At 47.3% G+C, this 12743-nt stretch carries 11 protein-coding genes; 1 reads left to right on the top strand and 10 read right to left on the bottom strand.

Annotated elements, in window-relative coordinates:
• Position 1: 1 nt before the first annotated feature.
• The 8 genes from U4956_RS00275 to U4956_RS00240 form a co-directional block, all read right to left on the bottom strand.
• Positions 2-850 (bottom strand): PTS sugar transporter subunit IIC, encoded by an 849-nt coding sequence (locus U4956_RS00275; RefSeq protein ID WP_323088117.1) that lies wholly within the window; start codon positions 848-850, stop codon positions 2-4.
• Positions 851-1035: 185 nt separating this feature from the next.
• On the bottom strand, positions 1036-1527 hold the full coding sequence (locus U4956_RS00270) for a PTS sugar transporter subunit IIB (protein WP_323088114.1): 492 nt from the start codon (positions 1525-1527) through the stop codon (positions 1036-1038).
• Positions 1528-1789: 262 nt separating this feature from the next.
• A complete protein-coding gene (locus U4956_RS00265) occupies positions 1790-2221 on the bottom strand; it encodes a PTS sugar transporter subunit IIA (protein WP_323088113.1) in 432 nt (143 codons plus the stop codon).
• Between the two features lie 448 nt (positions 2222-2669).
• Complete coding sequence (locus U4956_RS00260; protein ID WP_323088112.1) at positions 2670-4013, bottom strand: sugar ABC transporter substrate-binding protein; 1344 nt, start codon at positions 4011-4013, stop codon at positions 2670-2672.
• 151 nt (positions 4014-4164) lie between these two features.
• Positions 4165-4842 carry a response regulator transcription factor gene (locus U4956_RS00255; protein WP_323088110.1) on the bottom strand — a complete coding sequence of 226 codons (678 nt, stop codon included), beginning with the start codon at positions 4840-4842 and terminating at the stop codon, positions 4165-4167.
• Positions 4839-6161 carry a sensor histidine kinase gene (locus U4956_RS00250; RefSeq protein ID WP_323091416.1) on the bottom strand — a complete coding sequence of 441 codons (1323 nt, stop codon included), beginning with the start codon at positions 6159-6161 and terminating at the stop codon, positions 4839-4841. The genes U4956_RS00255 and U4956_RS00250 overlap by 4 nt, the downstream gene beginning before the upstream one ends.
• Positions 6158-7114, bottom strand: a complete 957-nt coding sequence (locus tag U4956_RS00245; RefSeq protein ID WP_323088108.1) for a sugar ABC transporter substrate-binding protein — start codon at positions 7112-7114, stop codon at positions 6158-6160. The genes U4956_RS00250 and U4956_RS00245 overlap by 4 nt, the downstream gene beginning before the upstream one ends.
• A 468-nt stretch (positions 7115-7582) precedes the next feature.
• Complete coding sequence (locus tag U4956_RS00240) at positions 7583-8515, bottom strand: hypothetical protein (protein ID WP_323088106.1); 933 nt, start codon at positions 8513-8515, stop codon at positions 7583-7585.
• Between the two features lie 363 nt (positions 8516-8878).
• On the opposite strand from U4956_RS00240, the gene U4956_RS00235 reads away from it, so the two are divergent.
• Positions 8879-9445, top strand: a complete 567-nt coding sequence (locus U4956_RS00235) for a DUF1836 domain-containing protein (protein WP_323088105.1) — start codon at positions 8879-8881, stop codon at positions 9443-9445.
• A 409-nt stretch (positions 9446-9854) separates the two neighbouring features.
• Here the strand turns inward: U4956_RS00235 and U4956_RS00230 are convergent, their stop codons facing one another.
• Entirely contained in the window at positions 9855-11738 is a 1884-nt protein-coding gene (locus U4956_RS00230; RefSeq protein WP_323088104.1) for a hypothetical protein, read from the bottom strand.
• 68 nt (positions 11739-11806) lie between these two features.
• Entirely contained in the window at positions 11807-12742 is a 936-nt protein-coding gene (locus tag U4956_RS00225; protein WP_323088102.1) for a transglutaminase domain-containing protein, read from the bottom strand.
• Between the last annotated feature and the right edge of the window lies 1 nt (position 12743).

Here is a 12743-nt window from a genome sequence, read left to right as displayed (position 1 = left end):
ATCAGATATCCTCCTCTTCTTCCTCTTCAAATTCAGCAACGCCGCCGGGCGCGGATTTTGCAAGGGAAAGCATCTTGATGCGGTAATTGATATAGGCAAACATCGCCGCAATAATGGTTGCGCTGACCAGGTTGATGCCTAAGGAAGCAGCCAGCGTAAAGCCAAAGAAGAATGGAATGAAATCCAGCGCTTTGGCTACGATCTGTTTCAGCAGGATGGCAATTCCGACGCAGGGAAGCAGCGCTCCGACTGTAAACAGGGTTTTCATAGCCAGGCCATCCATAGGCAGATAGTTTTTGATCAGCTCTACCATTGGCGCGCCCATCTTGACCATGATCAGGGTCGGCAAGAAGGAGAACAGAATATGCGATACCCATGGATAGACCATATCCACGAGATACAGCTTGTCAAAGTCTCCTTTTTCCACAGCGCTCCAGCCCATATGCTGCCACACCAGGTTCATGGTCGCGGTTCCATAAAACAGAACGGTTCCTAACGTACCAACCATCGTGCCAAAGGAAGTCGCAAGGGCCTGGCCGTCTGGCGAATCCGCAGATAAGCCATAGGATTTTAAAGCGATCATGGCCAGTGGTACACCGATATAGGAAACAGCACGCACATCCGCCGATACCGTACCGCCTGGAGTAACCAGGGCGATATAGACGATCTGCATTGCAACACCGACTAAAACCCCGCTTTGAATATCTCCTAAAACAATTCCACAGATCAGACCACCAACTAAAGGTCTTCCTAATGTATAGTTACCAAACGAGGTGCCGCCAAGACCCGGCATACTCGATAAGCAGGCAAACAAACCAATAATGGCTGCCTGCAGCCAACTGATTTCCATATGATTTTTTCCTCTCATTTTTCTGTTTATTTTCTTTGTTTTCCTGAATGGCTCGAACAGAAGCAGGTGCTGTCTGAGTCATTGTTTCGTTGGATCCTTTGGATGGATCGAGAATTCAAAATTTTCTGAGGGTTTGCTGATTCGCTTGATGAATCCTTCCCTCTTCATATGTGACGAATATCCGATTAATATCCGAAACGACCTTTGAAATCATTCCATCCACCGATCGATACATCGGGCAGCAGCTGGAATCGAACATCATAACCAGCTTTGCTGATGCTTTCGAGGGCATCGGCTTCTTCCTGGGTAATGGATTGGTTATTGCCAAGTTTCACGGCATCCGGGCGATCGTTGCAAGGACCGATAATCACTTTTTCCACGCCGGGCTTAAAGCCGGCCTGAACGAGAATTTTTTCCATATCCACCGGATTTTTGGTAATGACAAAATATTGGGTGTCAGAGTTGAGCACTTTCGGACTCTTCTTAATAAACTCATCTACGCCCCAGACAAAGGTTTTCTTTCCGGACGCTGCTCTGTAGGCATTTTTTAAAACCGGATTGGCTGCTGCTTTGTCGTTCACAGCAATAATGCCATCGCAGGGATATTCTTTTGCCCAGCGGGTGCAAGTCTGACCATGAATCATGCGGTCATCAACGCGAATAAATGAAACACTCATACTTTCCTCCTGTTAAGCCTGCCGGCTTTTCGATCGTTTTTCTTCTTTGGGATCGCCCTGAATCTTTTCTTGGTTTGGTGGCTGTCGCTTACAGCTTTCGAAGCATTTTCTCTGATCACTTGCTTCACTGATGTCACTTGCTTCCCTTTTGTGCCGATCGTTTTTGTGCCGATCGTTTTGACTGCTGCAAGGGAAGGCCAGGCCAGCTTCGATTTTCAGTTTCAAATCTTTTTGAATGATTCGGCTTCAGGACAGTTGTGAATTAAACATCTTCTTCGTCATCCTCATCAACAGCAGCAAAGGCGAATTCTTTCATCGCATCTTTGGCTTCCATCAGGATGCTTTCTTTTAATGAATCCAGATCCATCGCATCTTTCATCAGCAGCGCAGTTAAAGCCAGCGGCAGGTTCATCCCGCCGATTGCCCGGGTATTTGCAGCCAGACCCTTTTGCGCAATTACATTGGCAGCGGTTGTCAAAGGGGATCCGCCAAGAATATCCCCGAGCATCAGAATTTCATCCTGATCGGTAACGGACTCAATGGCCTGGCCAAATTCCTTTGCAAACTGGTCGGCGCTCTTGCCATCTTCCAGCTGGCAGGCAATCAAATCTTTCCGATCTCCTGCCAGCATCCCCAGTGCATTGGCCAGCCCTGATGCAAGCTGTCCGTGGCTGACTAAAATCACATATTTCATCAATATTTCTCCCTTCTTACAGCGTTATTCTATGAAGAATTCGGGAAAATATAATGTGTCAGATGTCATGAGATCCAAGAAAAAATTCACATCGATTCATGACATCTGTCATTTGACAAATCGATAATTCGTATAGAGTTGTATTCAATTGCAGGTGATTTTTATGGCAAATATTCCATGTCCATATCGAATTCAGATTGAAATTTTTTGAATCCATTTCACTTTTGGCCTTATTCTGTATCGAAATGGATTGTATATAAAAGATATCGTTTAAACGATCAGATAAAGGAGCGTCGGATAAAAGAACAGAATACGTGTTTCTGTCTGGAGAAACTTTGCTGACTCCAAGCTCTTTTGCTTTTTTTTTGCGGCAATTGGGCCTGCTTTTTTTCCATCAGAAAAAGGACGGCATTTCTGACGTCCTGAAGGGCAGCTGACGAATTCTTATTCAGCTGCGTAAATAGTCGTTGATCCGTCGTTCAAGGGTAAGCAGCTGCAGACCGATATCCTCGTTTCCCGATACAATTTCATTCATGCCGGTATCGAGTAGATTCATCGCATCTTCATATTTTTTAAAACGGACTTTGCAGGTTGAGTTTTCCAGAGCATAATCCAGCAGGCCTTCCGTATTGGCCTTTTCCGAATCTTCCTCTTCAAACTGGGCAAACGATCCGGAAAGTTGGCGCAAAGAAGAAAGACCACCGGTATTGGAAGCAATCAGCTGCTGAGTCTGTTCGTCCTGGACAAACAGTTTCAAAAGCTCCCAGGCTTCCTGGGGATGAGAACTCTGCGATGAAATCCCCATCATCAGCGAATCCAGATTGATATTGGCACCGCCCTCAATGCCCGCCGGCATCGGCAGTACGGACCATTCGAAACTGGAATAGCGCCTTACTTTCCAGGGATAGGGACTGTATGTTTTATATTCGGCATAACTCATTGCCGCAAAAGCAACCTGCCCGGAGTCAAAGCCATCGGCGGAAGTAAAGGGGGAATACGCCTGGTCATAGTCCTTGATCTGCTGCATGAAGCGCAGCGCCCTTCTGACCTGGTCATTGTTGATCTGGACTGAAAGACCATCATCGGTAAAGATGGGAACACCAAAGGCGGCCAGGACATCTTTCCAGGTATAATTCACGAATCCGCACTGGTCCACCATGCCATCCTGGTCGGTATCTTTGGTGACCTGCTGGCACAAGGCAGCAAAATCATCAACGGTCCAGTTCCAGTCCGGCAGGCTGATCTTTTCCTGGTCCAGCAGGGTGGTGTTGACAAACATGAGCCGAAGGTTGCACTGGTAAGGCAAAGCATATTGGGCTCCATCAAACTGTCCGGCCTGCAGGGCACTTTTGTAATAGGCTTCCTGGTCAAACGCAGGATCACGCAGGATATAGGAATCGAGATTGCGCAAAGCGCCCAGACTTGCCAGCATATTGAAGTCTTCATCCAGAACCATGAAGACATCCGGCAGGCGTCCCTGGACAATCTGATCCGACAGCCATGACGAATAATCATCCTTAATAATGCCGCTGGTATAGGACACTGAAAGACCTGGATGCAGACGTTCAAAGCGGGCAATGACCTGGTCCACTACCTCATACGTACTGGAATCAGGCACATCCCAGTTGCTTGTGGAAAAGACGCCAAGATGCAGCGTGCGACAAATGGGCAGGCAGCTTCGAAGCTGCCCCACGCCAAGCGCACAGACCAGAATCAGACTAACCAGCCAGACCACACGATGGCTGCGCGACCTGGACAGATTTTGCTTAAAAGAAGAAAACAGTGACTTCATCTGAACCTCCCTTTTCATCTGATCACAGGAAATCCACCTGCTCTGTCAGACTTCCATCCAAAGAAACTTCATGGCTTGGCAGCCACATGCCAAAATGAAAACAGTGAATGGATAGGCGCTGTTTTCAAAGTAGAAGCATGGGAAAATGCGACTACTTCTGGCCGACCAGTTCTTTGATCCGCTTGCGGTTTTCTACCGCCCAGATGGCCAGCTGCGTGCGATCCCGCAAACAGAACTTACTTAAAATACTGGACAAATAATTGCGCACAGTGCCCTCAGAAAGAAACAGGGCTGAGGCGATTTCTTTGTTGGACCTTCCTTTGCCCACCTGGCGGATGACTTCCCATTCGGTCTGCGAAATTTCCTGTTCAGCATCCTCACGGATCGTAATTATGCTTTCTTCATCCATCTGGTGATTGAACAGAGCAAAGACTTTGGCTGCGATGTCTGGATTGATCATGGCACCGCCCGAATAAACTGTTTTGATCGATGCAGCCAGTTCGTCCATGCTGACCCCTTTGAGCAGATAGCCGCTGGCTCCATAGCGCAAGGCGGAAAAGACAAAATCGTCATCGTCAAATGTGGTTAAGACAATCACTTTGGTTTGCGGATAGTCTTTTTTAACCAGTTTCGTGGCCAGAACCCCATCCATTTTGGGCATCCGGATATCCATCAAAATGACATCCACACGCTTAATCTTCAAAAGATCCAGCACCTGGAATCCGTTTTCAGCGGTCCCGACGACATTGATCTCCGGATCCATCGAAAGCACAATTTTCAGAGAATCATGGATCAGCGCCTGATCATCGGCAATTACTACATTTATCATGATTGATACTCTCCTGTCTGCATCGGGACCACGATGGATGTCGTAAATCCATCCGATCCATCAAACTGAACAGCCCCATGCAAGGCCGCAATGCGTTCTTTCATCTGAGTCAGCCCATAACCGGGCTGAATGGAAAGACATCCCTGTCCATTGTCTTCAATCAGAATGTGAAGGGCGTTGTCTTCAATATAAAGGCGAATATAAACATGGCTGGCCAGGCCATGGCGGATAGAATTGGTCAGGCTTTCCTGAATGACGCGAAACAGGGCATCTTCTTTGGCCACTTCAAAATTGACCTGTTCCGCTTCATAATCCAGATCAATGGACAAATCTTTGCTCAGTCCCACAAATTCGCTGATCATCTTTTGCAAGGCGCCTTTCAGGCCGGTATTTTCCAGGGCTCCCGGACGCAGCTTATTGAGCGAATTGCGGACATCATTAATGCCTTCGCGCACCACCTGGCTGACCAGTTCCAGCTGCTTTTTGGCCAGATCAGGAGATTTATCAATAATGATCAGGGTCGCATCAACGCCGGCAGCAATTCCGGTCAGTGCATGGCCGAGGGTATCATGAATTTCTCTGGCCAGACGCTTGCGTTCATTATTTTCCCCAATGCGCTCGGTCACCGCCGCATAGTTGCGCAGCTCTTTATTCACCTGGTTAATCATGTCCAGCTCCTGGGCAATATTTTCATTTTCAACGGTCTGATGAGCAATATACAGGGACAGATAGGCCACAAACATCAGCAGGTTGGCGACTTCCAGCACATTTTTGACCAGCACCAGCAAAAGCGACAGCTTCCTTTCAGGGACGGAAAAATAGGCCATCGGATCGGTCATCGGCATGAAAAATGAAATCACGTAATAGTTGGACAGAAAATAAAACAGGACCAGCACCACCATGACCGTATAGTTGGCTGATTTTTTCTCCCGGCGCATATGAAACAGGCAATCCGAAAAGACCAGCAGATACAGTCCCGAATAGGCCAGATTCAGCTGCCAGGTAATCAGCAAGGACAGCAGGATTTCCAGTACGATGGAGGCATAGTTGGCCTTTTTGCCTGGAATTTCAGCCACCACCCGTGAAAGGATCAGGGCAGCCAGCAATGCATAGGCCACCAGGCAGATCCAGAACACCGAATCTGGATTTTTAGGCAGATGTTCGACGGTTTCCAGAAGCAGATGGCTCCGGTCCTGGCGGATCACCTCTCTGGACACCAGAAGATTGACTGATGCAAAGAACATCACGATGATGTAGTTCAGGGTAATCATCCCATTTCGCAGGGCTGAAATGGTCTGGATATTGGTCAGCCGCTTCATTGCCACGACCTCAGATCATTACTGGCAGCATTTTCGCGGTTCAGCAGGCTGACAGGAATGACAACCTCTTTTTCAACTTCCTGCCCATTCAGGGCGGCATACATGCTTTCGGCCGCTTTTTGAGCCATGGTGTACGGGGACTGCAGGGCGGTTGCTTCCGCAGCATTGGCACAGGCCAGTAAAGACTTGAATTCCGGCATTCCATCAACGCCATAAATATGGATATCCGAACGCTGCAAGTATTCAACGGCTGCCATGGCGCCAATCGCGCTTGGATCGTTCAGGCACATCAGAAAATTGATATTTGGACTTTCTTCGAGCAAATCCAGGGCTGCTGGCATCGCTGTTTCTGTCTGTCCATAACACTCACGGCGGTTCACGATGGAAAAGCGGGGATCCTGGGCAATCGTATCGACAAATCCCGCAATCCGCTCTGCCCCGCTTCGAACCTTGGAATGCTCCAGCAGGCCAATCGTGCCCTGCTCATAACGGCGCATCAGATCCTGAGCGCAAAGGACACCGGCCTGGTAGTTATCTGAATAGATCTGTGTTGTGATCCCTTCTTGATCATCGACCGGACAGTCGATGATAATCACCGGAATGTGATGGGCTGCCGCCTTGCTTAACACTGGCGAAATCGTATTGGAGTTGACGGGATTGATAAAAATCCCCTCTACACCCATCTCAATAAATTCTTCAATCTGTTCAATCTGCTTCTCTTCATCCAGCAAAGGATCGCGTAAAATCAGCTGATCGCCGTTGCCCTCGATATACTTGACCAGTTCATTGTTCAAGACCGGGTAAAACGGGTTGTTCATGGTCATATAGGTAACCCCAAAGCGCCGATTGCTGCTTTTTGCGACCGGCGGGCTGCCAAAATAGATCAGTGACCCGGCTAAAGCCATGCTGGCAATCAGGCAATACAGAAACAGATTCTGCTGTATCTTTCTCATTTCCCTTTATTCATCCCTTTTAATCGTACTTGATTGATTCTATGCACAAGACGACATGAAAAACCACTGCCCTTTTTTAAGGCAGAAAGGTCTCTCTTCCAATTCATAAACTTAACACAGCCCCGTTAGGGAAGAAATTGACAATTGTCATATTCGCAAGAAGTTGAGGTTTCTTTTCGGCCGAAAATACGGACTCTGGCTCCAACTGGTCTTGATCCTGCGTGTTCGAGGGACCCTGTTTTTTCGATGGCTGCCAATCATTTCTGACCCGTTTTGAATTCGTTTTTAGAAGCCAGAAAGTATCAGTTTTTCAAACGCTCTTCAAAAACCTCAATTTCCATGCCTTCAGCCCGTTAAAAAAACCAGAAACCCGGATTAGGGTTTCTGGTTGAAGGTGTGGAGTATAAGTCTGTTGATCACTCCAGCATTTCATTTGCAAAGCAAAGCAAAGCAAAGCTTCGCGGGGGATCAGTAATTGACTTTAATGACCTGCTTATAGCCAAAAGCGGGGGAATTGATGGTAATCGTCACCCCATTTTTCTGTTTCGCAGAGAAATCAGGAATGGCATCATCGGCTTCAAACAGAATATGGGCGGTCAGTTCCTGGTTTGGATCCAGGTAGAAGACCTGATAGCCATAAGTAGTCGCCTTGATCGCTTCCGTCTTGGCGCTCATCCCGTTCTGTTCAAATTTCTGCTGGGAAATCTCTTCTAAGGACATCCCTTTCAGTTTATCGGCATCCGGCAGGGAAGAAACCTTGAAGCCATCAATGGTGCAGGCTGGAGACAAAAATGGCACGACCAGACGGCTGTCGGTCTTGTTTTTGTAATTGATCAGAAGACCATCGATGGTCGATTTGCCATCCTTGTAGGTGTAGGTCACGTTTTCAGCATCGACCTCAAATTCGTAATAATCATCCGAGTATACGGTAAATTTCTTGGCATCTGAGTTCGTGATCTTATCATCCTGAATGGTTCGGATTTTGACGCTGTCAAAGGGAATGAAGGAGTCTTCTTTCTTCACATACAGGCCAATGGTCCGATCTTCGGTCTTTGGTACGCCAATGTAGCCGTAAATATAGGTCGAAGATCCTGGGTTGACATCGTTGGTAATGATTGTCTTGAACTGGTCAATCGGGTTGATCGGCTTATAGCCGTCTTTGGAAGAGGCAGAAAGCTGATAGACCAGATTGGACATATGGTAAACCGATTCAGAATTGTTTTCGATGCTGGCCAGAAAATAGTAGTAGACCGTATTGACCTGGTGGTTTTCGACTTCCAGAACGTCAACCAGTTTAAAGTCAACACCATCGGCCACCTCAATTGAAGAGACTTTTGGCTGACAGCCTGCCAGGGTAAAAGCCATCAGAAAGCAAAGCAATGCGCTCAATAGTTTTTTCATGTTTATCACCTTTTTCCATTTTAGAAAAAAACCGACAATCTGCCAACCGGGACTGGACCAGCTGACCTTTCCTCTACCAGAATCACATCCTCATACCGGATTGTATCGTTCAGACTCAGAAAATGTTTTCGTTGGATTGAACTGGAAGCGGTTAGCCTGAATTCAATCGAGCCAGACCAGGATCGGCTTCGCGCATAGGACTTAACCATTTTGCGGCTATGTGCAGGCCGCTTCCCTTTCTGTTTTTCAAAATTCAGCCAGATTCGCAACTCTGTCTATCCTTGAGAAAAAAGAAGGATCGTACAGTGATCGAATTGAATAACCGTCGCTCAAGAACAGTTTAAATTTGTTAAAATAGAAACCATGCAACCCTCTCATGTCATCTACTCTAAACTGCTCAACTATAAAGCGCCCCGCTTTGAAGAATTTCCTGATATCGACTTATATATGGATCAGATGGTTGAACTGTTAACCAGCTGGCTGTCTCCTTTATATTTTGACCAGACCAAGCCCTGTATCACCGCCAGTATGATCAATAATTATGTCAAGAATTCGATCGTTGAACCTCCGGTTAAAAAGCGCTACACCCGCTATCACCTTGCCTTCCTGTATGTCGTGATGGTTTTAAAACACTGTTTCTCTTTAAACGAGATCTCGACTTTAATCACGATCTATCGCACGATGCAAAATCCAAGTCACACAGCAGACCACTTTGATACGTTTGCCTCGGCCTTTGAAACGATGCTCCATCAGGTGATGAAAACCAGTGAGGCAGACTGCACTGTCATTGAACAGCCCAACTGGCAGCAGCATCTGATGATCAACGCTTTGCAGGCGGTCTGCTGCAAAATCTTCTGCGTCTACCAGATTGTCTTTTTTAGCGAAGACCAGGATCAGATCTCTGCCAAAACGCATCCCAAAATCCGATAGTCTTTCTTTTTGTCCTGCCTTCTCAGGGAGAATGAAGAATCACAAAGGTAAAGATGGTCACCGGCCAGATTCAACAAATGTCCATAAAAGGCATCACAAAGACCAAACTTGACTAGACGGATCCGTTTTGAGCCTGTCAAAGTCCAGGATTTCATCCAGACATCCGTATCCAGTCTCTGTTGCAGGCGGATTCATAAAAGACTGACAACAACAAAACGATGGAACGATGAGATGCAGGCCTAAGAAAAGCCACAAGCATCAAAGCCAGAAAACAAAGAGATCCAGAATCGATCCTTCTGTTTTCTGGCTTTTTGAAATCTTGAGTTTCGAGAAAGAATCTGTCCAGTTCTCTTTCTCTTTTGAACTTTATGTAGAGCCTTTCTTCTCTTGCTTTTCCCATTTTGGCCTTCTACAGGATAGATTCCAGCAAGACTTCAATTGCCATCAGGCCAATCAACACAATCGCGCCAGCCAATGGCGCCAGAATCATAAGGCCGGCTGACATATACGCCAGCATCCAAACCGGATGCTCGCTTGTCTGATAGCTTTCTTCCAGCAGTCTTGCACAAAGAAGTCCAAAGATCAGGCCGCAAATGCTGACAAAAAACACATGCGCTTCAAAGTCGACCTGCGTCCAATAGTAAATTGAAACCATATCTATGCCCTGCAAAATTCGAAATCCAAAAAGGCCGGAAAGGCCAAAGAGAACGTACATCCAAAACGTCGAACGCTCAGGCCTTTTGGATCCTGCACTTCTGGCAGGCTGAGCAGGACCGGCCATCTTGGCTGTTCTATTCGAAGAAGAACCACCTGGAAAACTGGCAGCCGATCTGGTTTTCGCGGTCTGGTTTTGCCTGGCAGAAGTTGGCGAACTTTTTACACTTGAATGATGGGCACTTGGTGAGACACTCTTTGAACGGGTGCCAGAAGCGCGGCCTGAACCCGACACTCTGGAAGCCGTACCAGCGGATTTTGATGCTGCAGCATTCTGACCCTGATTTCGACTGGCATTTTTGGCTGCCGCTGAAAAGGCTGAACCAGAGACGGTATGGGCTGTTCTTGTTCGCTGTGTCTGGCTGGAATTGGAACTGGTGGAAGTTTTCCGGTTGTTTGCGGTAAAGCCGCTTTTTTGCCCGGTGGAAGAAAACGGATTGGTTTGTTTTTGATTCTGTCTGCTTTTGCCTGCGCCAGTGTTCTGGCTCGCTTTTAGATTCATCCTCTGTTCAAGAGCACACCAGGGACAATAGGGGTTATGGAAAGGATAAACGTGAGATTTTGGATCCTTCTGACAATGTGTGATCAAGCTTGTTTTGGGCAGGCAATACGGTTCAAGCGCTTTGACCCATTCCCTTCCTGTGGCCCGCTGCGAAATCCTGGCTTTTGCACTCCCGGCCGTATAGTTAAACGTCCGGTCAAACAACTGACGGATTTCGGATGGAATCATGGTGTAATCCGGGACAAATGGCGGCACCTGAATCGAACAGGTTCTCACATAGGGACAGTTGCCTTCCAGGATGTCTTGATTTCCCCACTCCATCGCGCTTCTCGATGGTCCCTGACTCCCGATGCCGCCAAAAGGATCGGCGTTCATCATCATCAGGCGGAAGATATGAACCGCAAGCGAAAAATCATCCGTATAACGGTTAAATTTTCCCCGGAAAGATCCTTTCTGCTGAAGTTCGGGCGGGAGAATTTCCGGCATGCCGACATCACAATAAAACATTTCTTTGGATTTCGGATCCATGAACTGAAAAGAGTCACAGTCGACCAGAACGACCTGTCGGGTTTTCCCATCGAGCAGAATGTTTTTCTGGTTCAAATCCCCGATGACAATCCCTTTGGCATGTAAGAAGGCCACCAGCGCAGCAAGATTGTAGGCGACCTGGAGTGACGATTTCCAGTTGAAATCCGGCCATACCGCCAGAACGTTTTTTGTGCTCAGACTGTTTGGCGCACTGCGGTTAAAACGCTGCACGTCATAGAAGTTGAGTGGACAGGAAACTTTGGGCATCACAAAGCCGACCATTTTTCCGTTCTCGTACAGAACATCCATCGGCCAGGCCAGCCGCAGCAGTCCATCCATATAGGCTGGAATATTGGTGGCAACCATCGCTTTAAGCTTGCGCTCCCGCTCACGGATCTGGACAGGATCTTCTGAAATTCTGGAATTGTAGAGTTTGGCAGCCAGATTTGGCCGGTCGACAATCTGATACAACGACGCTTCTCCACCGCCCTGAAATTGGGAATCTTCCAGTATATAGCTCTTCCCTCCAAGTCCAATACAGGTACGCATGTGATCTTCCTTTCCTTTATTTTTTGGCCTATTTGTTTTCGGTCTGTTTCTCTTCTCTATTTTCTGATCTACTGGTCAAGATAGATAATCGGTCTTCTGGTGCAGTGGCTGACTTTCCAGCGGGATGTAATTTCAGGGGTGAATGCAAGCTGGGTGCTGATCCGATTTCGATACGCATCAGAATCTGCCCCTGGATAATCAAGAAACAAGGTCATCGATGGACATTCACGATGTTTTCGAATTTCACTCATCAGATCGTCTTCGCAGCCAATCCGGATGAAAGGATTGCTTAAATTTTTGACTTTGCATTCCGGGACTTCGTCACGATTCCATTCATAGCCGGCCATTTCATCGCTGGCGCGGATAAAGCTGTTGCGGCAGGTGGCTCTTCCATCCCTCAGATCCGCAGTCGGATCGACAAAGGAAGGCTTGCCATCAATCCAGACAATATTCCAGCTGTGATTTTCACCAGCCAGCTTGCCATTGACAATGATGCAGGGCAGATTGCAAAGATCGCAAAGCATCTTATAGGCTGCTGCCAGGCCTTCACAGACTGCAATCCGGTTGACAGCAACCCCATAGACACTGTGCGCCTCCATATTCTTGGAATCTCCATATTTACAATTGAGAATGATGACATCTCGCAGCCATAAAGCTTTGCTCAGATCATCAAGACCATCGGGCAGCTTACGCAAGACTTCCGTGATCCACTTTTCAACTTTGGCCAGATTCTTTCTGGCCTGCTCTTTTTCAAAGAGATAATTGGGCCTGAGAACAACTTTTTCATGATCCGCGCAATCCACAGGGATAAACCAGTAATGAATATAGAAAAGCGCTGGTACATCCATCTTGATGGCATGCGTAATATCGAGCAGCCGGGCATAGGGCTGGGGAATGGTGATTGTTTCTGGCATATGCATCCATTCATCAATCAGGTTGTCGACAATTTTCTGATCGTGCAAATCCAGGAGGTTTCGGTAGTAAAAATAAGGTCTGATGTCCATC

Origin of the sequence: Allobaculum sp. JKK-2023, assembly GCF_034745455.1 — a bacterium.
Taxonomy (GTDB): Bacteria; Bacillota_I; Bacilli_A; order Erysipelotrichales; family Erysipelotrichaceae; genus Allobaculum.
The sequence above is the reverse complement of the archived record's forward strand: the minus strand, read 5'-3'. Positions and strand labels throughout refer to the sequence as shown.